At 68.1% G+C, this 19561-nt stretch carries 21 protein-coding genes; 4 read left to right on the top strand and 17 right to left on the bottom strand.

Annotated features, from left to right (window positions below):
* Positions 1 to 4: 4 nt before the first annotated feature.
* The 4 genes from LK996_RS05555 to glyA form a co-directional block, all read right to left on the bottom strand.
* Entirely contained in the window at positions 5 to 436 is a 432-nt protein-coding gene (locus LK996_RS05555; protein WP_230526134.1) for a hypothetical protein, read from the bottom strand.
* Entirely contained in the window at positions 433 to 948 is a 516-nt protein-coding gene (nrdR, locus tag LK996_RS05560) for a transcriptional regulator NrdR (protein WP_230526135.1), read from the bottom strand. Before nrdR ends, LK996_RS05555 begins: the two co-directional genes overlap by 4 nt.
* Positions 948 to 1322 (bottom strand): four helix bundle protein, encoded by a 375-nt coding sequence (locus LK996_RS05565; protein WP_230526846.1) that lies wholly within the window; start codon positions 1320 to 1322, stop codon positions 948 to 950. The genes nrdR and LK996_RS05565 overlap by 1 nt, the downstream gene beginning before the upstream one ends.
* A gap of 129 nt (positions 1323 to 1451) precedes the next feature.
* Entirely contained in the window at positions 1452 to 2702 is a 1251-nt protein-coding gene (glyA, locus tag LK996_RS05570; RefSeq protein ID WP_230526136.1) for a serine hydroxymethyltransferase, read from the bottom strand.
* 147 nt (positions 2703 to 2849) lie between these two features.
* On the opposite strand from glyA, the gene ettA reads away from it, so the two are divergent.
* The 3 genes from ettA to LK996_RS05585 all read left to right on the top strand — a co-directional run bounded on the left by ettA (position 2850) and on the right by LK996_RS05585 (position 6438).
* A complete protein-coding gene (gene ettA, locus LK996_RS05575; RefSeq protein ID WP_230526137.1) occupies positions 2850 to 4511 on the top strand; it encodes an energy-dependent translational throttle protein EttA in 1662 nt (553 codons plus the stop codon).
* A gap of 11 nt (positions 4512 to 4522) precedes the next feature.
* Positions 4523 to 5338 carry an orotidine-5'-phosphate decarboxylase gene (gene pyrF / locus LK996_RS05580; RefSeq protein WP_230526138.1) on the top strand — a complete coding sequence of 272 codons (816 nt, stop codon included), beginning with the start codon at positions 4523 to 4525 and terminating at the stop codon, positions 5336 to 5338.
* A 176-nt stretch (positions 5339 to 5514) separates the two neighbouring features.
* Entirely contained in the window at positions 5515 to 6438 is a 924-nt protein-coding gene (locus tag LK996_RS05585) for an RICIN domain-containing protein (RefSeq protein WP_230526139.1), read from the top strand.
* Positions 6439 to 6449: 11 nt separating this feature from the next.
* Here LK996_RS05585 and LK996_RS05590 read toward each other — a convergent pair whose 3' ends face one another.
* Positions 6450 to 7295, bottom strand: a complete 846-nt coding sequence (locus LK996_RS05590; protein ID WP_230526140.1) for a glycosyltransferase family 2 protein — start codon at positions 7293 to 7295, stop codon at positions 6450 to 6452.
* Complete coding sequence (locus LK996_RS05595) at positions 7292 to 8119, bottom strand: glycosyltransferase family 2 protein (RefSeq protein WP_230526141.1); 828 nt, start codon at positions 8117 to 8119, stop codon at positions 7292 to 7294. Before LK996_RS05595 ends, LK996_RS05590 begins: the two co-directional genes overlap by 4 nt.
* 208 nt (positions 8120 to 8327) lie before the next feature.
* On the opposite strand from LK996_RS05595, the gene LK996_RS05600 reads away from it, so the two are divergent.
* Positions 8328 to 8639 (top strand): hypothetical protein, encoded by a 312-nt coding sequence (locus LK996_RS05600; protein ID WP_230526142.1) that lies wholly within the window; start codon positions 8328 to 8330, stop codon positions 8637 to 8639.
* A 70-nt stretch (positions 8640 to 8709) separates the two neighbouring features.
* Here the strand turns inward: LK996_RS05600 and gspD are convergent, their stop codons facing one another.
* From gspD to gspE, 11 genes are read right to left on the bottom strand one after another with little or no spacing between them, the layout of a single operon-like run.
* Positions 8710 to 10935 (bottom strand): type II secretion system secretin GspD, encoded by a 2226-nt coding sequence (gene gspD, locus LK996_RS05605; RefSeq protein ID WP_230526143.1) that lies wholly within the window; start codon positions 10933 to 10935, stop codon positions 8710 to 8712.
* Positions 10936 to 10949: 14 nt separating this feature from the next.
* On the bottom strand, positions 10950 to 11759 hold the full coding sequence (locus LK996_RS05610; protein ID WP_230526144.1) for a general secretion pathway protein GspN: 810 nt from the start codon (positions 11757 to 11759) through the stop codon (positions 10950 to 10952).
* Positions 11746 to 12387, bottom strand: a complete 642-nt coding sequence (gspM, locus tag LK996_RS05615) for a type II secretion system protein GspM (RefSeq protein ID WP_230526145.1) — start codon at positions 12385 to 12387, stop codon at positions 11746 to 11748. The genes LK996_RS05610 and gspM overlap by 14 nt, the downstream gene beginning before the upstream one ends.
* Positions 12368 to 13558, bottom strand: a complete 1191-nt coding sequence (locus tag LK996_RS05620; protein WP_230526146.1) for a PilN domain-containing protein — start codon at positions 13556 to 13558, stop codon at positions 12368 to 12370. Before LK996_RS05620 ends, gspM begins: the two co-directional genes overlap by 20 nt.
* The gene (locus tag LK996_RS05625) at positions 13555 to 14427 is read right to left on the bottom strand and encodes a type II secretion system minor pseudopilin (RefSeq protein WP_230526847.1); all 873 of its coding nucleotides are present in this window, start codon (positions 14425 to 14427) and stop codon (positions 13555 to 13557) included. Before LK996_RS05625 ends, LK996_RS05620 begins: the two co-directional genes overlap by 4 nt.
* A gap of 17 nt (positions 14428 to 14444) precedes the next feature.
* Positions 14445 to 15077 carry a prepilin-type N-terminal cleavage/methylation domain-containing protein gene (locus LK996_RS05630; protein ID WP_230526147.1) on the bottom strand — a complete coding sequence of 211 codons (633 nt, stop codon included), beginning with the start codon at positions 15075 to 15077 and terminating at the stop codon, positions 14445 to 14447.
* Between the two features lie 17 nt (positions 15078 to 15094).
* Positions 15095 to 15535, bottom strand: coding sequence for a type II secretion system protein XpsI (gene xpsI / locus LK996_RS05635; protein WP_230526148.1), 441 nt, complete (start codon positions 15533 to 15535; stop codon positions 15095 to 15097).
* Entirely contained in the window at positions 15532 to 16041 is a 510-nt protein-coding gene (gene xpsH, locus LK996_RS05640; protein ID WP_425493707.1) for a type II secretion system protein XpsH, read from the bottom strand. Before xpsH ends, xpsI begins: the two co-directional genes overlap by 4 nt.
* A gap of 3 nt (positions 16042 to 16044) precedes the next feature.
* Positions 16045 to 16482: a type II secretion system major pseudopilin GspG gene (gene gspG / locus LK996_RS05645; protein ID WP_230526149.1), complete on the bottom strand. Its 438-nt coding sequence runs from the start codon at positions 16480 to 16482 to the stop codon at positions 16045 to 16047.
* On the bottom strand, positions 16479 to 17696 hold the full coding sequence (xpsF, locus tag LK996_RS05650) for a type II secretion system protein XpsF (RefSeq protein WP_230526150.1): 1218 nt from the start codon (positions 17694 to 17696) through the stop codon (positions 16479 to 16481). Before xpsF ends, gspG begins: the two co-directional genes overlap by 4 nt.
* 11 nt (positions 17697 to 17707) lie before the next feature.
* The gene (gene gspE, locus LK996_RS05655; RefSeq protein WP_230526151.1) at positions 17708 to 19435 is read right to left on the bottom strand and encodes a type II secretion system ATPase GspE; all 1728 of its coding nucleotides are present in this window, start codon (positions 19433 to 19435) and stop codon (positions 17708 to 17710) included.
* Positions 19436 to 19561 lie beyond the last annotated feature (126 nt).

The raw sequence follows: 19561 nt of genomic DNA on the forward strand, positions 1-19561 counted from the left end.
GCAGTCACTCGCGGACGTAGGCGCCGCGCTCCTCGCCCTTGCGGAAGGCATCCATGTCCCACGGCCAGGCGGGGACCAGATCGGAGCCGTCCACGCGCAGGCGCATGCGGTCGAATTGCGTTTCGGGAAGTTGCGGCGGAAATCCCATCTCTTCGACGGCGAGTTCGACCGTGTCGCCCTCGCGCGTCCATTTGCCGCGCGCGCCGAGATCCAGCGCGCCGTACGTGAAGAACCACTCGAACGTGCCGTCCTCGCGGAGCAGCAGGCCCGAACCGGTCTCCATCACGCCGTCGAGATGGTACTCGCCGGCCAGCGCCGATTGCGTCGCCGGCGCGGCATGCTGCGTTGCATCCTGCGCCATTGCGGCGGGCGCCGCGCCGAACGCCAGCGCGAATGCCATCGCCGCCACGACCGGCAGGGCGCGCCGCGCGTTCACCGCCTGCGCACCTTCTCCGGCTCGCCTTCGAGCAACGGCAGTTGTCCCTCGCCCGCGGGCAGGTCGCGCTCCAGGCGATCCAACTCCTCGCGGAAATCGGCGACGTCCTCGAACGAGCGATACACGGACGCGAAGCGCACGTAGGCGACGTGGTCGAGCTTGCGCAGTTCGGCCATGACGAACTCGCCGACGCGACGCGATGCGATTTCCCGCTCGGTCGTCATGCGCAACTGGTGCACCACCGCGCGCACCGACGCTTCGATCTGTTCTTCCGACACCGGCCGCTTCTGCAGCGCGCGATCGAAGCCCTGGCGCAACTTGCGCGCGTCGAACGCCTCACGCCGACCATCGCCCTTGATGATCAGCGGCAGCTTGAGTTCGATCGTTTCGAGCGTGGAAAACCTTTCGCCGCACGCCTCGCACTCGCGGCGCCGACGAATCGTGGCGCCGTCTTCGCTGACGCGCGAGTCGATGACGCGGGTGTCGACGTGTTGGCAGAAGGGGCAGTGCATCAGGGGCGGGAAACGGGAAACGGGAAACGGGAGGAATGGGGCGCAGCACGCTCCTGTGACGTCTTCCGAAGCGCGGACTGCAGTCGCTTCAAGAGCTGGTCGACGCGAGCGATTTGATCGAGGCAACTGTCCGTCGATCGCGGCGAAGCAAGCGACATCCGGGCGACAAGCATTGTTTGGGTTCTCAATTCGGCGAGGGAGCCAGAGGCCATGGAAACGAACCGCAGGTAGTCAGGAATCGAAGCACGCGCGTTCCCTTCGGCAATGCAGGAAGGAACCGAAACGGCTGCACGACGCATCTGGGCGACGAGACCGTATCGCTCATCGCCCGGAAGCTCTTTGGTCAGTTCGTAGACACGCTCGGCCAACGCCATTGCCTGCTCCCAAACCACCAGTTCTCTGAAGTCCTTGGCCACCGACCTTCCCTGGTCAGAGGTGCGATCCATTCGCAGCCGTCATCCCGTTTCCCGCTCCTTGTTTCCCGTTTCCCGCTTGTCGGCTCCTCAGCCGTAGACGGGAAACGCCTTGCACTGCTTCGTGACTTCATCGCGCACGCGCGCGATGACCGCGGCATCCGTCGGCGCATCGAGCACGTCGCAGATCCAGTTCGCCAGCGCCACGCACTCGGCTTCGTTGTAGCCGCGCGTCGTCACGGCCGGCGTGCCCAGGCGCAGGCCCGACGTCACGAACGGCTTCTCCGGATCGTTCGGCACCGCGTTCTTGTTCACGGTGATGTGCGCCTTGCCGAGCGCGGCTTCCGCGTCCTTGCCGGTGATGCCCTTGCCGATCATGTCGACGAGCATCAGGTGGTTCTCGGTGCCGCCGCTGACGATCTTGTAGCCGCGCTTGATGATGGTCTTCGCCATCGCCTGCGCGTTCTTCACGACCTGCTGCTGGTAGGCCTTGAACTCCGGTTCCAGCGCTTCCTTGAACGCGACGGCCTTCGCGGCGATCACGTGCATCAGCGGGCCGCCCTGGATGCCGGGGAACACGATCGACTGCAGCTTCTTTTCGATTTCCTCGTCGGCCTTGGCCACGATGATGCCGCCGCGCGGGCCGCGCAGCGTCTTGTGCGTCGTGGACGTGACGACATGCGCGTGCGGCACCGGGTTCGGATAGACGCCCGCGGCGACGAGGCCGGCGACGTGCGCCATGTCGACGAACAGGTACGCGCCGACCTTGTCGGCGATCGCGCGGAACTTCGCCCAGTCGATGACCTGCGAGTACGCGCTGAAGCCGGCGACGATCATCTTCGGCTTGTGTTCGAGCGCGAGCTTCTCGACTTCGGCGTAGTCGATCAGGCCGGCGTCGTTCACGCCGTACTGCACGGCGTTGAACAACTTGCCGCTGATGTTCACCTTCGCGCCGTGCGTGAGGTGGCCGCCGTGCGCGAGCGACATGCCGAGGATCGTGTCGCCCGGGTTGAGCAGCGCGAGGTACACGGCCTGGTTGGCCTGCGAACCCGAGTGCGGCTGCACGTTCGCGTAGTCGGCGCCGAACAGCTGCTTGCAGCGTTCGATCGCGAGGCGCTCGGCGACGTCGACGTATTCGCAGCCGCCGTAATAACGCTTGCCGGGATACCCCTCGGCGTACTTGTTGGTGAGCTGGCTGCCCTGGGCCTCCATCACGCGCGGGCTGGCGTAGTTTTCCGACGCGATCAGCTCGACGTGGTCTTCCTGGCGGCGGTTCTCGCCGGCGATGGCGGCGGCGAGTTCGGGGTCGAAACCTTCGATGCGGGCGTCGCGGGGGAACATCGGCTGTCCGTGGGGATGTGGAAAGGCCGCAAGTTTAGCGTTTTGCAACGCCCGATCCCCGCTCGTCCCCTATAATCCCGCGATCCCGATTTTCCCTACGCGGCCCTGTCCACCGGCAGGTCGCCCGCGCCCGCCTGCGGAGCCCCGATGCAGTACATCTACACCATGAACGGCGTGTCCAAGACGGTCCCGCCCAAGCGCCAGATCATCAAGGACATCTCGCTGTCGTTCTTCCCGGGCGCCAAGATCGGCCTGCTGGGCCTCAACGGCGCGGGCAAGTCGACCGTCCTGAAGATCATGGCCGGCGTCGATACGGACTTCAGCGGCGAAGCCCGCCCGCAGCCCGGCATCAAGGTCGGCTACCTGGCCCAGGAGCCGCAGCTCGACCCGAACATGACCGTCCGCGAAGCCGTCGAGGAAGGCGTGGGCGAGGTCCTGCAGGCGCAGGCCGCGCTCGACCGCATCTACGAGGCCTACGCCGAGGAAGGCGCCGACTTCGACAAGCTCGCCGCCGAGCAGCAGCGCCTGGAGGCCATCCTGGCCGCCGGCGACGCGCACACGCTGGAAAACCAGCTCGAAGTCGCCGCCGACGCGCTGCGCCTGCCGCCGTGGGAGGCCGTGATCGGCAAGCTCTCCGGTGGTGAGAAGCGACGCGTCGCCCTCTGCCGCCTGCTGCTGCAGAAGCCCGACATGCTGCTGCTCGACGAACCGACCAACCACCTCGACGCCGAATCGGTCGAATGGCTGGAGCAGTTCCTCGCGCGTTTCCCCGGCACCGTGGTCGCGGTGACCCACGATCGCTACTTCCTCGACAACGCCGCCGAGTGGATCCTGGAACTCGACCGCGGCCGCGGCATTCCGTGGAAGGGCAACTACACCGACTGGCTCGTGCAGAAGGACGAGCGCCTTAAGCAGGAAGAGTCGTCGGAAAAGGCGCGCCAGAAGGCGATCCAGAAGGAACTCGAGTGGGCCCGCCAGAATGCGAAGGGCGGCCGTTCGAAGGGCAAGGCGCGCCTTGCGCGCATCGAAGAACTGCAGTCGGTCGACTACCAGCGCCGCGCCGAGACCAACGAGATCTTCATCCCGCCGGGCGAACGCCTCGGCCAGAAAGTCCTCGAGTTCAAGAACGTCAGCAAGAAGTTCGGCGACCGCCTGCTCATCGACGATCTCAGCTTCACGATCCCGGCCGGCGCGATCGTCGGCATCATCGGCCCGAACGGCGCCGGCAAGTCGACGCTGTTCCGCATGATCATCGGCCAGGAAACGCCGGACACCGGTTCGATCGACATGGGTTCGACGGTGAAGCTCGCCTACGTCGACCAGAGCCGCGACAAGCTGGAAGGCAACCACAACGTCTTCCAGGAAGTTTCCGGCGGCCTGGACATCCTCAACATCAACGGCGTCGAGATCCAGTCGCGCGCGTACATCGGCCGCTTCAACTTCAAGGGCCAGGACCAGCAGAAGATGGTCGGCTCGCTGTCGGGCGGTGAACGCGGTCGCCTGCACCTGGCGAAGACGCTGCTGCAGGGCGGCAACGTGCTGCTCCTCGACGAACCGTCGAACGACCTCGACGTCGAAACGCTGCGCGCGCTCGAAGACGCGCTGCTCGAATTCCCGGGCAACACCTTCGTGATCTCGCACGACCGCTGGTTCCTGGACCGCATCGCCACGCACATCCTCGCCTTCGAAGGCGACTCGCACGTGGAGTTCTTCCAGGGCAACTACCGCGAGTACGAGGAAGACAAGAAGCGCCGCCTCGGCGAAGAAGGCGCGAAGCCGCACCGCCTGCGCTTCAAGGCCCTCAAGTAAGGAGACGACGGATGAGCTTCATGCAGGCATTGAAGGCGCGCTGGAACGACAGCGCATCGCTCGTCTGCGTGGGGCTCGACCCGGAGCCGGCGAAGTTCCCCACGGGCTTCGCCGGCGACGACGAGGGCGTGTTCGACTTCTGTCGCGCCATCGTCGATGCGACCGCCGAGTACGCCTGCGCGTTCAAGCCGCAGATCGCGCATTTCGCGGCGCTCGGCGCGGAAGACGCGCTCACGCGCCTGATCGCGTACCTGCATGCCTCGCACCCGGGCGTGCCGGTGATCCTCGACGCCAAGCGCGGCGACATCGGCAGCACCGCGCAGCAGTACGCGCGCGAGGCGTTCGAGCGTTACGCCGCCGATGCGGTGACGGCGAATCCCTATCTCGGCCGCGATTCGGTGCAGCCCTTCCTCGATCGCGCGGATCGCGGCGTGGTGATCCTGTGCCGCACGTCGAACCCCGGCGCCGGCGACCTGCAGGACCTCGTCGTCGACGGGCGTCCGCTCTACCAGCACGTCGCGTCGATGGTCGCGCGCGACTGGAACGAGAACGGCAACTGCGCGCTCGTCGTGGGCGCGACATGGCCGGAACAATTGCGCGAAGTGCGCGCGATCATCGGCAACATGCCGATCCTCGTGCCGGGCGTCGGCGCGCAGGGCGGCGATGCGGAAGCGGTCGTGCGCAATGCCGCGAGCGCGGACGGCACGGGCCTGCTCGTGAGTTCGTCGCGCGCGATCCTGTATGCGTCGAACGGCGCCGACTTCGCCGAGGCCGCCGGACGCGCGGCGCGCGAGTTGCGCGACACGATCAACGCTGCGCGGCGCTGATTTTTTCGCGGGTTGGTTTCCGCGGATTCCTTCGCGCGGAAAAGTCCTACTAGTTCGTACGGCAACGAGAACGCGCGCAACTGAAGCAGCGCGCGAACATTGCGCCTTGCGCTGATCGTCGGCGTGTAGCCCGGATTGCAATGCTCACCTCTCCATCCGCAGAGAGAGAGGTTCCGATGTTGCGCACCCTGATTGCCCTGTCCCTCGGCCTCGCCGTCGTGCCCGTCGCATTCGCCGACACGCCGCCGACCGATATCCCGTACCAGTTCGCGTTGTTCAACGGCGCAGCCGCGGGCTCGTGCCTGCAGACGCCGTCCAACCTGCCGCTCGAAAACGACCGCGTGCACCAGGCGCAGTGCGAGCTCGCCGGCGACAAGCAGATGTTCGTGTTCGAGACGGGCGTGGCCGGCTATTCACTCCGCACCGCGCAAAACAATCTCTGTTTCGACGCGGCGACGGGTTCGAGGCCGGGCGACGCGGTCCGCCTGTCTCCCTGCGAACCCACCACCAACCAGCAGTGGAGCGTGCATTACACGCCGTCCAGCCCCGCCGTCGCGATGATCCGCAACGTCCAGGTGGGGCTTTGCCTCGACCTGGCCGACGGCTTCGCGTCGCTGTCCTCCTGCAGCATCACCAACGGCACCGGTCCGAGCTTCGTGATGAACCAGCAGATCTCGCGCCTGCCGGGCACCGCGACTGCGTTGCAATCCACCTTCACGAACAACTGCATGGCGCTCGACGGTCTCCCCTCGGAAACCGCGTGCACCAACGATGGCCGCACGAGCCTGCGCATCCTTCCGGTCGACAACGCCGGCAACACGTTCCGCTTCATGGGCACGGCGGAGCACACCTGCCTGCTCAACGTCGACGGCGTGCTGACCTACGACGCGTGCATCACCGGGCCGACCGCGCATTGGCGCCTCCTCGAACACTCGATGAGCACGCTGCCCGGCGGCGAAAAAGCGGCGATCTGGCAGGTGCAGAGCGGCGCCGATGGCCAGTGCCTCAACGTGAAGCGCGGTGGTGAGACGCTCGAAGCGCTGTCGCTGTGGCCGTGCGACACGGTGGGCAACGCGCTGTGGAAGTTCAGCACCTACTGATCGGGCAATGGTCAGCCGGTGGCGCTGCGCACTACGGCGCGCAGCGCCGAAACCGGAAAGCGTCCCCAGATCAACGCGAACACCGCCGCACGCTCGACAGGCGTGCGGCGTTCGGCTTCGAACTTGCGGAAGTAACGCCACAAGCCGCGGTGCTTGTGCCATTCGACGAACACCGGCCGCGACCGCGACGATACGCCGCGCAGGTGCACGACCTGCACATCGTTGGCCACCGCAACCGTTGCGCCGAGTTGGCGCGCGCGGCGACACAGGTCGAGATCTTCCGCATGCAGGCGATAGCCGGTGTCGAAGCCGCCGAGCCGATCGAACAGCGCGCGCGGCATCACCATCAACGCACCCGAGATCGCATCGACGCGTTGCAACGGTTCGCGTTCGTCCATCGGCACGCCGAGCTTCGCGTTCGCCGGCGAGCGCAGCATTGCGCCGAAGTCCGGATCGCGGCGGCGCGTCGCCGCATCGCGCACGCCCGCACCGTCCACCTGGTCCGCGCCGACGAGCGCGGCGCCGCCGAGGTCTTCCGCGGCTTCGCGCAAACGGCGCAACGTGTCGGTTTCCACGAGGCAATCGGGATTCACGAACGCGAGCCACGGGCGATCGCATTCCGCGCTGCCCTGGTTGCACGCCGCGCCGAATCCCGGATTGTCGGGATTGGCGATGAAGCGCACGCGCGGATCGGCCGCGGCATGGCGCTGCATGATGTGCAGCGTGTCGTCGGTCGAACCGTTGTCGACGATGCGCACCTGGCCGACGTCGTCCGCCTCGCGCACGCGCTGCAGGCAGGCGTCGAGCGAGTCCGCGCTTTCGTAGGCGACGATGACGACCGCGATGTCGCCGCTCACGCGAACAACTCCCGCTGTGGCGCGGGCGGGCCGAGCGTCGCGAGCGTCGATTGCAGGTCTTCGCGGACGGCGCGCAACGGATCGTCCATCAGGAATTGCGCGAGTCGTGCGTGCCACGCGGGCCAGCGCGCGGCGAGCGCGTCCATGTCGCCGTCGTCGGGCAGGCCTTCGCCCGGGCGCGCGACGAACGCGGTTTCGCACAGCGCGTTGCGCCAACCCAGGCCGGCGAGGCGCAGCGAGAGATCGACGAGCGCCGCCATCCACGATCCGTAGCTCGCGGTGTCCAGGCCGCCGGCGCGTTGGCGCGCGCGGCCACGCAACACGACCGCGTGGCCCACGGCGGCCGGCAACTCCGGGTGCAACGGCGGCATCGCGGCGCAGGCGCGTGCGAGGCGTTCGAGATCGTCGGGCATCGGCATGATTTCGCCGACGCGCGGCCAGGCCGCGACTTCGCCCGCGTTGCACCACGGCGTCGCGGTCGCGATGGCGGAATCGCGCGCGAGGCACGACGTCAATTGCTGCAACCACCCGGACGCGGGCCGCGCGTCGGGCGCGAGCACGACGACGTCGGCGTCGCCGCACGCCTTCAAGGCTTCATCCAGGTGCGCGACGTCGCCGACCATGCGCTGGCGGCGCGTGTAATGCGCCTGCATCTGCGTGCGCGCGAGCCAGCCTTCGATCACCGCGTGCGCACGGGGTCCGGCGCGTGCGTCGTCGGCAAGCCAGACGCGCGTCCCGGCGGGCGTCGCCGCATCGAGCGCGGACAGGCAGGCGTCGAGGGCGTCCTCGTCCACGCCCACCGGCACGAGCACGACGGGATCCATGCTTCAGCTCGCGCGTCGCGTTGCCGCGGCGCCACGCAGGAAGATCGGGTCGGACGGGTTCCCCATGCCACCCATCTTACGGTCTCGCCTGACGAAGAGAAGCATCGACCCGGGTTCGACGAACAACCCACGCGCAAGCGCCCATCGGATCGCTCGAGAGTGGCATCGCGACAGGTCCCTGTCGCAACCCCACAACGAGGAGCAATGCATGAACAAGATTGCGCTTTGTACGCTGGCGATCGTGGCCGCAGCCACTGCCTCAAGCCCCGCGCACGCCGACCGCGACGATCGCGACGTGGCCGTCAAATGCGTCGCCGAATACGTCGAAAGCCGGTGGCCCTGGCGTGCGACGACGCCTTACGTGCCCGACAACACGCAGTTCCGCTTCGTCTGCCCGGGCGTGTCGGGCGCGCGCACGATCCCGCAGCTCTACCAACTCGATTACTCGATGATCGGCCTGCCGTTCAAGGAACCCGCGCCGGGTAACGCGGTGCGTTACGTGGTCTGGCTGGAACGCTGAGCCAAAAAAGAAGGCGGCGGCGCTGCGAGCGCCACCGCCTTCTTCGTCGTCGCACGAAAACGCGCCGCGCTTACTTGCGATACAGCGGTTCCAGCGCGCGGAACTTCTGGCCGTATTCGTCCGTGAGGTCGCGCGCTTCCTGCGGGTTGCGGATGATCGTCGGCGTCAGCAGCACGATGACTTCGGTGCGGTCGGTGGCGTTGGTCTGCGTGCCGAACAAGCCACCGATCCACGGAATGCGGCTGAGGCCGGGAATGCCCGAGGAGCCCTTCGTGCGCGTGTCCTGGATCAGGCCCGCGAGCATCACCGTCTCGCCACTCTGGATGGCGGCTTCGGTCTTCAGTCGACGCGTGTCGATGCGCACGTTGCCCTGCGCGTCGGCGGGAATCGCACCCGGCGTGCTCACTTCCTGCACGACGTCGAGGAACACCATGCCGTCCTTCGTGACGCGCGGGCGCACCTTGAGGATCGTGCCCGTATCGAGGTATTGAACCTGCGCGATGGTATTCGTCGGATCCGACGTGCCCGTGTTGACGCTCACCGACTGGATCGGGATGCGGCTACCGACGTTGAAAGTCGCCTCGGCGTTGTTGCGCACGAGCACGGACGGGGTCTGCAGCAGGTTGACGTCGGAGACGCGATCCAGCGCGTTGATCACTGCCATCGCGTTGGGGCCCAGGAAGGTCGCCGACAGGCCGCCCGTGATGGCGCCATTGGTCCCCACCGTGATGCCGCTGGCGGACGCCGCGGTCGAGCCCCAGATCGATCGACCCAACGCGAGCGCGCGCAACGCCGGATCGGGAATCGCGTTCTCGAAGTACCAGTTGACGCCGAAACGCAGGTCGCCGGAAAGCTTGATCTCCGCCACCTGCGCTTCGATGTGTACCTGCATCGGCATCGTGTCGAGGCGTTCGATCACGTCGCGGATGGATTGCCACGCGCCCGCATTCGAGCGCACGAGCAGCGTGTTGGTTTCGTCGACCGCGGCGACCCCGACCGTGTCGCCGTTGACCTGCAGGGTGACGGCGCTGTTGCCGCCCGTGCGCGGACCGAGCGACATGCCTTCACCGAGTCCGCTGCCCGACCCGCTGTCGCCGCCGATCTGCGCATTGCTGGTGCCGTCGCTGTCGACGCCGGTGTCCTGGATCTGCGTCGACTCCAGCCCCGGCATCAGCGACGCCGAGCCGCCGCCCTGGTCCGACGACCCACGCCCGCCACCGAACACCTGCGCCAGACGATCGGCGAGGTCCTTCGCCTTCACGTACTTCAGCTCGTACGAGAACAGCTGCACTTCGCCGCCCGCGCCTTCGATGCGTTCGAGCCACGACTGGATCTCGTCGAGGTAGCGCGGCTGCGGCGTGATCACGAGCACCGCGTTCGCGCCGTCGAGCGGCAGGAAGCGGAACATGCCGGCGACCGGCGACTTGCTCTGTTCGCCGAACACCTTCTCCAGGTCGCCGACGACCTTGCTCGCCTTGCCCGACCTGAGCGGGAACACGCCGACCGACATGCCCTGCAACCAGTCGACGTCGAAGATCTCGATGGTGCGCAGGTAGTTCTCGAGTTCGGCGCGCGTGCCGCCGATGGTGATGACGTTGCGCGCGTTGTCGGTGGTGATGATCGCGTTCGGGCGCGCGTAGGGCGTGAGCACCTTCTTCATCTCCTCGGCGGAGATGTAGCGCAGCGGCACCACGCGCGCTTCGAATCCGCGCGCGAGCGCGGGCGAACCGGTGCGCGGCGCGACGGTGCCGGACAGCGCGGAATCGGCGGCGACGATGTTGTAGCGCCCGTCGGCGAACACCATGCGCGCGTTGTTCCAGCTCAACACCTGTTCGAGCAGCGACATCGCCTGCGCCGGGCTCACCGGGCGCGGCGTCGCGAGGGTCACCGTGCCCTGCACGCCCGGCGCGATCACGTAGTTCTGGCCGAGCATGTCGCCGAGGATGGCCTTCACCACCGCCGGCAGGGATTCGCCTTCGAAGTTGAACGTCGCCGCGCCCGAACTGCCGCCGAGGTTCGGTGGCGGCGCGCTCGCCGCACTGCGGTTGATGACCTCGCCGCTGCCGCGCCGGATCTGCGCGGAAGGCGCGCCGGTGATGGTCGCGTTGTCCGGCAGTTCCGACGTCGTCGTCCCCGTGCCGTCGAGCACGGGGCGCGGGAGGTTCGACTGGATGACGGGGCCGGAGCGATCGCCATCCTTCCTGATGTTCGCCACCGGTTGGGACGTGCAGCCGGCGAGCGCCACCAAGGTCGCGGCGCACAGGAATGCCGCGAAGTTGGATCGTAGTGTCGTCATGGCTCGTTCTCGTCTCATTGCTGCGCCGGGGGTTTCTGGTTCTGTTGCTGGCGTTGCTGTTCCTGCCGGAGTTGCGCGCGTCGCTGTTCGATGCGTTTGCGGATCGCGTCCATCTGCTGCTCCGGCGTCATCGGTGCGGACTCGAGGCTCGAACCTGTCTGCTGCGGCGCGGTCGCGGTAGCGGCTGCGGGGTCGGCCTGCGTGGTCGGCGGCGGTGGCGGTGGCGGCGGAACTTCGTTCGCGTCGGTCATCTCGACGGGTTGGTCCATCACGACCTCGGCGCCCGGTTGCGGCGCCGCGGCACGCGTGGGCGCGCTGCCGCCCTTGCCGTCGAACACGCGCAGCTGGAGGGTCTTTTCGCCCTGCGGGCCGACGAAGGTCGCGGAGCGCGGTTCCACTCCGATCAGTCGCCAGCCCTGCGCTTCGGCCGGCGCTTCATCCTGCTTCATGCGGATCGACTCGCCGCCGGCGGCGGGTTGCACGATCGCCATGCGCACCTGCGGCGTGATCAGCACGCTGGTGAGGATGAAGTCGAACTGTTGCGCCTGGTCGTCTTCGCCCTGCGGCTGCAGCGAGAACGGTTGCGGGCGGCGATCTTCCGAGAACAACGGACGTTCCGCGGCTTCCGCGTACTGCGTCAGCGGCCCGATGCGTTCGGCCTGCGCCTTCGGCACGGCGGGCAACGCCTGCACGAGCGCGGGATCGTCGGGCAGGCGCGCGATGCGGCCGCCCATGTTCGCGAGCGACAACACCCACGCGAACAACGCCCATCCGGCGACGGTCGCCAGCAACCAGGTGCGCGGGCCGGCATCAGCGATTCGCACTGCGGCCTCCGCGTTGCGCCTGGTTGGCCGCCGGACGCGGCGGGATGTAACCGTACAGATCGAAGCTCACGTCCAGGCCGCCGCTCTGCGCGCGCCCCTGCCCCGGCGCATAGAAGTAACGCTGCGCGAGGATGTTGAGATTGTCGACGAACACGCGCGGGCTGCCGCCTTCGAGCGCGTGCAGCACGCTCGCAAGCTCGCCTGCGCCGCAACGCAGGCGCACCTGCACGGTGACGCGCGGGAAGCGTTCGGCCGGGCGCTGTTCGCTCAGCGGCGAACGGTTGGTGATCGCGCAACTGCGATTGCCGGGGCTCGCCTGCGACACCACCGCTTCGAGGCGCTGCACGAGGCCCGCGGTCGCGAGTTCCGGCGTCGTCTCCGGGAGGAAACCGGGGCGACTGGCCTGCGCCGTGCGCACCTGCGCGAGGCGACGCTCGACATCGGGCGCCTGGCGCAACTGCGTGCGCACGCGCAGTTCGCGTTCCTGCAAGGTCGCGATGCGGTCTTCGGCGTCCATCATCGGCGCCGTCCACCACGGATGGAGCAAGACGAAATAGGCGAGCACGAGCGCGGCCACGAGCAGGCCGAGCGCGAGCCAGCGATCGCGATCAGTCGTTTGCGGCGCCACGCGACGAGCCCTCCTGCCGGTTCTGCACGGTGGGTGCGACGATCGCGAGGTCCGCCGTCAGCGTGAAGCGATCCTTGCCGCTGCGCGGATCGGATTGCAGTGCGCCGGCGAGCGCGGGCGCGCGCCACAACTTCGAGCCTTCGAGGCGCGCGACGAGTCCGGACGCTTCGCTGCTCAAGCCGATCAACGTCAGCTTGTCGTTTTCGATCGCGACTTTTTCCAGGTACGTCGTGTCCGGCAAGCGACGCGTGAGTTCGTCGAGCACTTCGATCGCGCTCGGGCGGCCGCGCCGCAACTGATCGAGATAGAGCTGGCCGTCGACTGCATCGACGAGTTGCTGGCGACGCTGCGAGGCGGTGCGCGCCTTCGCCGTCTGCGCGTCGACTTCGGTTTCGAAGCGATCGGCCGCGCTGCGCCGGTTGTCGAGCACCTGCCACAGGCCGAAGCCGAGCGCGAGCAATGCGACGAGACCGAACACCCAATGCCACGTCGCCCACGGATCGGCGCGATGGCGGCGCATCGCGGGCGGCAACAGGTTGACGCCGAGCGGCGTGCCGCCCGCATCGGCGAGGTCGACGCCGGACAGCGTCGAGGCGACGCCGCCGAGCGCTTCGAGGCGCGGCTGCATCGCGGACAACGGAACGGCGACGAGTTCGACATCGAGCTGGCCGTCGCTCGCGCGCCGGCCGAGGATGCGCGCATCGAATGCGGCGGTCTCGGCGGTGAAAGGCGTCTGCCGGTCGATCTCGAACGACACCACGTCGCGCAGGCGATCGGCGGCGCCGGCGGGCAGCGTCATGCGACGGCGCAGGCCGGCGGACGCAGGCAGCACGAGCCAGCGCGGCAGGTCGACGATCGAGGGCGCGAGCACGCTCGCGAGCGGATCGGTGTCGATGCCGAGCGTTTCGCCCGCGGGCAGTCGGCCGATGTCGCGCAGGGTCTCGCCCGAGATGCCGTCGCCGGCCTGCAGGCGAAGCTGCAGCGCGTCGAGCCCTTCGGCAGCCGGCGCGTCCTGCGACAACAGCAGGCGATCGCGGCCGAGGCCGAGCGCCGCGCGCCAGCGCGCGGGCAACCACGCGGCCAGGCCGCGCGACCACCACGCAAGCCAGCCACCCGCGCCCGGCAGGACGCGCGTCTGGATACGGCCAATGCGGTCGCGCAATGCACTCATCGCGAAGAAGCTCCCTCCTCCCAGCGCAGCGGCGTGTAAGCGGATCCGGGCAATCCGTTCCCCCCCGCGCGCACCACGACCCGCAGCAACGCTTCGCGTCCATCGCGAAGTCGCGCACGGCTGTCGATACTATACGTGCCGCTGCCTGCACTCACTAAAGGCTCCCCTCCCTCGAGGATCGGGGCTGTGCCGCCCGAAGACGGATCCCATGCGCGGCGCCTGGCGATCGTTGCGTCCGGATCGATCCCCATCGCCCGCAACACCCCTGGCGAAGCAAACGCGGGGTCGGGCCGCGTGCGGCCGCTGAACACGGTCAGGTCGTTTTCGACCTTCGCGTACAACGCGGGCGTCATGCCCAGGACCTGTTCGAGCTCGGCGACGCTTTCGAAGGGGGCGTCCTTCGCACCGTAGTGGCGTTCGGCCGCGGCGTAGTCGCCATCCTCGGCGCCACCCTCGGGTTGCGTGAGCACGTCGGGGTCGCGCCAGTCGAGCACCGCGGCGGCGAGCTTGCGCGCGTCCTCCATCGGCATCTCGCCCGAGTGCTGGAACAGCGAGGCCAGCAAGGCGAGGTCGGCCTGGTTGAGGTCGATCTTGCCGTTCTCGTCGGTCAGCGCGACTTCCATCGTCGCGTCGCCGAAGGCAAAGCGATAGGGACGACCGTCCGGGCGCCACTGCCGGCGCGGATCGGGATCGGCCACGCGCACGAGCGCGTATTCGAAGCCGGCGCGCGCGGCCTCGCCCGCGATCACGCCGCGATGCAGCACGCGTCCCTGCAGGCCCTCGATCTTCGCGGTGAGCGCGAACGCACCGATCAATCCGGTCAGCAACGCGATCAGCCACAGCACCAGCAACAGGGCCGCGCCGCGCATGCGGGAACGATGCGCGCTCACAGCGAACTCCCGACGAAGCCCGCCGACAACTGCGGCGACACGACGATCGCCGGCCATGCGCGTCCCTCGATATCGCGCAGCGTGACTTCGACCTGCACCGGCAGGCGGTCGCTCATTTCCCAGTGGTCGCTCCATTCGCCGAGGCGGTTCTCGGCGGTGATGCCGCGGTAGCGGAACGTCGCTTCGCGCAGCGGACCGGCGAGCAGTTCCGGTTCGCGCGGCGGATCGTCGGGATGCGTTTGTCCTGCGAGCACGAGGGTGAACGCGACTTCGAGCCGCGCGCCGTCCTGGCCGTCGACGATCGTCAACTCGTGCAGGTAGGGACCACCGCGTCCGAGATAGTCCGGCAGGTCCGCGACGAAGCGCATGCTTGTCGCGTCGCCCTCGAAGCGGCGCGGCATCCCGGTCTCCGCGTTCATGCCGAACTGCACGGGCCGCATGCCGCCGATGCGCCGGCGCAGGAACAGTTCCACCGCGCGCATGTGTTCGTTGCGTTGCGCGATCGCTTCGCCGCGGGTCGCGGTCGCGGTGGCGGCGCGCAATGTCGCGAACGCGAGCGCGAGGCCCGCCGCGAGCAGCATCGTCGCAAGCAGCACTTCGATCAGCGAGAAGCCGCGCTGGGCACGCATGGGAACGGCGCGTCGCATCACAGCGGCGTTCCTCCCGGGAAGTTCGTGGGCGCGACGAGGCGCAACGACTGCACGCGCAGGCGATTGCGCGGACTGCCGTCGCCCCACGACACCTGCAGGTCGAGCGACATCAGTTGCGGCGCGCCGGGATCGACCGGCTGAGGATTCTCGGGCCCGGCCGGATCGCGCCATTGCGCGATGTCGAGCGTCCAGCGATAACGCCCCGCTTCGAAATCGCCTTCGGTGTGTCCGGGCGCGAGCGCGACGCCGACGCCCTGCTGCGCGAGCAGCGTCTGCGCGTGCATCGATGCGCGACCCGCGTCGTCGGCCCAGCGCACCTGCTTCGTCGCGCCGGACAGGATGCCGAGCAGGATCGTCAGCCCGAGCGCGAGGATCGCGAAGGCGACGATCACCTCGATCAGGGTGAAGCCCGCGGCGCGGCGCGCGAACGTCGTCATCGCGCCACCTGCCCGCGGTGCAGCTTCACTTCGCCGGTCAGCCATTGCACGTCGACGTTCCAGGCCGCTTCGCGCGAGCTCAGTTGCACGCGACCGCCGGTGGAAGCGCCGTCGGAGAAGAACACGATCGAACCGATGCCCTGCACCGGTTGCACTTCGCGCGCGCCGGTGAAGGTGACGCCGAACTTCGGATCGATCGTGCCGCCGCGCTCGTTCGGCGCGGTCCACGTGTGCGCGGCGGGATCGATGAGGAAACGCTGCGGCTGTCCGGTGGCGATCGCCTGTGCGCGCGTGTAGCGCAGTTGCGCCGCGATTTCCTTCGCATCGGCGCGCAGGCGAATGCCGGAGAACCCGTTCGTGACCGCGGCCGCGGCAAGCGCGCTCGCTGCGGCGATGAGCAGCAACACCATCAACACTTCGAGCAGGGTGAACCCTGCGTCGTTGCGTGGCGCGTGGAGCCCCCGGGACGCCCGGCGCTGCAGCACGTGGCGTCCGAGGGAAGTCATCACTTACTCGAACGCGATGTCGGCATCGACGCTGGTCCCGCCCGCCTTGCCGTCCTTGCCGAAGCTCATGAGGTCGAACGGCTTGTTTTCGCCCGGCATCTTGTATTCGAACGGATGGTTCCAGGGATCGTTGAGTTCGGCGGTCTTCGCATACGGACCGAGCCAGCCGCTCGCATCGCTCGAAACGAGTTCGTTGAGCGAGCCCGGCAGCGCGCCGGTGTCGGATTCGTACTGCTGCACCTTCTCCGCGAGCGTCTGCACCTGCGCCTTCGCGAGGTTGACCTTCGCGCGATCGCCGCCGCCGAGGATGCGCGTGGCCGCGAACGCCACGATGCCGCCGATCAGCACGACGACGATGATGATTTCGATCAGGCTGAAGCCGGCCTGCGCGGAGCGGGCGACGGGCGCCCTGGAATTCCGGGTGAGATTCATTGCAATCATCCGATGGCGTTGGTGAGATCGTAGATGGGCATGAGCACGGCGAGGATGACGACGGCCACCACGCCCGCCAGCACCATGGTGATCACCGGGACCAGCGCCGCAAGCATCCGGTCCAGCGCGGCACTGGTCTCCGCCTCGAAGGTGTCGGCGGTCTTGAGCAGCATGGTGTCGAGCGCGCCGGATTCCTCGCCGACCTGGATCATCTGCAGCGCAAGGCGCGGGAAGCGCTTGCCCTTGCCGAGCGCCGTCGACAGGCCGACGCCGCCTTTCACGTCGTTGGCTGCGGCTTCGACATCCGCCGACAGCACGAGGTTCCCCATCACGTTGCGGCCGATGCCCAGCGCAGTCAGCAACGGCACGCCATTGCGCAGCAGCGTGCCGAGCGTGCGCGCCAGCCGCGCCGTTTCCAGGCGCGCGACCAGCTGGCCGATGAACTTGCGCTTGAGCAGCCATTCGTCGAAGCGCGCGCGGAACACCGGATCGCGCCGCTTGCGGTCGAACCACCACAGCGCGAGCGCTGGGATCGCGAGCAGCACGAACCACCAGTCGCGCACGAACAACCCGATGCCGAGCACGAAGCGCGAGAACAGCGGCAGTTCCGCGTCGAGGCTCGCGTACATCGCGGCGAACTGCGGCACGACGTAGCCGAGCAGGAACAACAGGCTCAGCCCGACGATGGTGAGCAGGATGATCGGATAGATCAGCGCGTTGATGACGCGCGCGCGCAACGCACGCGACCGTTCGAGGTAATCGGCCAGGCGCTGCAGCGTTTCGTGCAGCGAACCGCCCGCCTCGCCCGCGCGCACCATGTTCACGTACAGGCGCGAGAACGTGCCGTGCTGGCGTTCGAGCGCGGTCGACAACGCGCTGCCGCCGCGCACCGAATCGCGGATGTCGCCGATGGTGCGGCGCGCCGCTTCGTCTTCGGGAAGTTCGAGCAGGATCGACAGCGCGCGATCGAGCGGCTGTCCCGCGGCGAGCAGCGTCGCGAGTTGCTGGGTGAACTGCACGAGGCGTTCGCCCGCGAACGGCTTGGGCTTGAACAGCGCGCGCCACGTCGATTCGCCGCCGCCTTCGGACGCGAGCTTCGCTTCCACCGGCAGGTGCCCCTGCTCCTGCAGGCGCACGGCGACTTCGCCTGCGGTCGCGGCCTCCATCTGGCCGTCGAGCAGTTCGCCGCGTGCGTTGAGCGCCTTGTAGCGATAGAGGGGCATGCGTGTGTCGATCAGGCGTCTTCGGTGACGCGCAGGACTTCTTCGATGGTGGTGACGCCCGCGAGCGCCTTGGCGAGGCCGTCTTCGTACATGGTGCGCATGCCGGCCTGGCGTGCGAGTTGTTCGATCTCGCCCATGCCGGCATGGCGCATGACGGCGCGGCGCAATTCGTCGTTCATCACGAGGAACTCCATGATCGTCGTGCGGCCGAGGTATCCGGTCGACGAAACGTCCGAAGGTTGCGGGCGATAAAGGAAGATCTCGCCGGTCGGCTGGTAGCGCCGCAGGCCGAACTTCTCGATTTCCTCCGGCGACGCCGGATAACGCTCCGCGCTTTCCGTGTGCAGCCGGCGCACGAGGCGCTGCGCGAGGATGCCGTTGACCGTCGAGGTCAGCAGGTAATCCTCCACGCCCATGTCGAGCAGTCGGGTGATGCCGCCGGCCGCGTTGTTCGTGTGCAGCGTCGACAGCACGAGGTGGCCGGTGAGCGCGGACTGGATCGCGATGCGCGCGGTCTCGAGGTCGCGCATTTCGCCGATCATGATGATGTCCGGATCCTGGCGCACGATCGAACGCAACGCATGCGCGAAGTCGAGCCCGATCTGCGGCTTGGCCTGGATCTGGTTGATGCCTTCGATCTGGTATTCGACCGGATCCTCGACGGTGATGATCTTGACGTCGCTGGTGTTGAGCTTGCTCAGCGCCGTGTACAGCGTGGTCGTCTTGCCCGAACCGGTCGGACCGGTGACGAGCAGGATCCCGTGCGGTTGTTCGAGCACGTGCCGGAACTGCGGCAGGAACTCGTCCGTGAAACCGAGGCGGTGGAAGTCGAACACCACCGTTTCGCGATCGAGCAAGCGCATCACGACGCTTTCGCCGTGCGAGGTCGGCACCGTGCTCACGCGCAGGTCGAGTTCCTTGCCCTGCACGCGCAGCATGATGCGGCCGTCCTGCGGCAGGCGACGCTCGGCGATGTTGAGCTTCGCCATGATCTTGATGCGCGAAATGATCGCGGCCGTGAGATTGGCCGGCGGGCTTTCGGCTTCCTCGAGCACGCCGTCGATGCGGTAGCGCACCTTCAGGCGGTTCTCGAACGGTTCGATGTGGATGTCCGACGCGCGCAACTCGACGGCGCGCTGGATGACCAGGTTCACCAGGCGGATGACCGGCGCTTCGGACGCGAGGTCGCGCAGGTGTTCGACATCGTCGACGTCGCCGCTTTCGCCTTCGGCGGTTTCGATGATCGCGCCCATCGCGCTGCGACCCTGGCCGTGCCAGCGTTCGATCAGGTCGTCGATCTCCGAACGCAGCGCGATGCTCGCGCGCACGTCGCGGCCGGTGGCCAGACGCACGGCGTCCATCGCATACAGGTCCTGCGGATCGGCGACCAGCACGTCGAGCACGTTGTCGCGCTCGGCGACCGGGACGACGTGGAACTGCTTCATGAACTTGGGCGACAGCGCGTTCGTTTCCGGCGGCAATTCGGGTGCGTCCTTCGCGCTGGCGAGCGGCAGGCCCAGCACGGCGGAGGCGGTTTCGGCGTGGTCGCGCTCCGACACGAGGCCGAGGCGGGCGAGCAGGCCCAGCAGGCTGCCGCCGGTTTCTTCCTGCAGTCGGCGGGCCCGGGCGAGGTCGGCGTCCTTCAGGCGGCCGCGTTCGACCAGGGCGGCGACGATGCGCTCGTCGGCCGCGGTTTCGATGCCATCCCCCTCTGGCGTGGTGTCGACGATGGCGTTCATGGTCCTCGTTCCGCGCGACGGGGGGCCATTCCGTGACCCGGGCGCCGACTGTAGCAGAGCCTTCATGAGCCCCGGCGCGCCGACCGGCGGTGGCGGAACGCCGTTCGGCCGGTGCCGGACGTTGAC

This window comes from Noviluteimonas lactosilytica (assembly GCF_020866925.1).
GTDB classification, from domain to species: domain Bacteria; phylum Pseudomonadota; class Gammaproteobacteria; order Xanthomonadales; family Xanthomonadaceae; genus Noviluteimonas; species Noviluteimonas lactosilytica.

Excerpts from the sequence above, each read along its gene's own strand:
- xpsH (WP_425493707.1), bottom strand. The coding sequence starts at position 16,041 with ATGACTTCCCTCGGACGCCACGTGCTGCAGCGCCGGGCGTCCCGGGGG.
- xpsI (WP_230526148.1), bottom strand. The coding sequence starts at position 15,535 with ATGACGACGTTCGCGCGCCGCGCCGCGGGCTTCACCCTGATCGAGGTG.
- glyA (WP_230526136.1), bottom strand. The coding sequence starts at position 2,702 with ATGTTCCCCCGCGACGCCCGCATCGAAGGTTTCGACCCCGAACTCGCC.
- ettA (WP_230526137.1), top strand. The coding sequence starts at position 2,850 with ATGCAGTACATCTACACCATGAACGGCGTGTCCAAGACGGTCCCGCCC.
- LK996_RS05585 (WP_230526139.1), top strand. The coding sequence starts at position 5,515 with ATGTTGCGCACCCTGATTGCCCTGTCCCTCGGCCTCGCCGTCGTGCCC.
- LK996_RS05630 (WP_230526147.1), bottom strand. The coding sequence starts at position 15,077 with ATGCGTGCCCAGCGCGGCTTCTCGCTGATCGAAGTGCTGCTTGCGACG.
- LK996_RS05600 (WP_230526142.1), top strand. The coding sequence starts at position 8,328 with ATGAACAAGATTGCGCTTTGTACGCTGGCGATCGTGGCCGCAGCCACT.
- pyrF (WP_230526138.1), top strand. The coding sequence starts at position 4,523 with ATGAGCTTCATGCAGGCATTGAAGGCGCGCTGGAACGACAGCGCATCG.
- LK996_RS05595 (WP_230526141.1), bottom strand. The coding sequence starts at position 8,119 with ATGGATCCCGTCGTGCTCGTGCCGGTGGGCGTGGACGAGGACGCCCTC.
- gspG (WP_230526149.1), bottom strand. The coding sequence starts at position 16,482 with ATGATTGCAATGAATCTCACCCGGAATTCCAGGGCGCCCGTCGCCCGC.
- LK996_RS05625 (WP_230526847.1), bottom strand. The coding sequence starts at position 14,427 with ATGCGCGGCGCGGCCCTGTTGCTGGTGCTGTGGCTGATCGCGTTGCTG.
- xpsF (WP_230526150.1), bottom strand. The coding sequence starts at position 17,696 with ATGCCCCTCTATCGCTACAAGGCGCTCAACGCACGCGGCGAACTGCTC.
- nrdR (WP_230526135.1), bottom strand. The coding sequence starts at position 948 with ATGCACTGCCCCTTCTGCCAACACGTCGACACCCGCGTCATCGACTCG.
- gspD (WP_230526143.1), bottom strand. The coding sequence starts at position 10,935 with ATGACGACACTACGATCCAACTTCGCGGCATTCCTGTGCGCCGCGACC.
- LK996_RS05565 (WP_230526846.1), bottom strand. The coding sequence starts at position 1,322 with ATGGCGTTGGCCGAGCGTGTCTACGAACTGACCAAAGAGCTTCCGGGC.
- gspE (WP_230526151.1), bottom strand. The coding sequence starts at position 19,435 with ATGAACGCCATCGTCGACACCACGCCAGAGGGGGATGGCATCGAAACC.
- LK996_RS05620 (WP_230526146.1), bottom strand. The coding sequence starts at position 13,558 with ATGAGTGCATTGCGCGACCGCATTGGCCGTATCCAGACGCGCGTCCTG.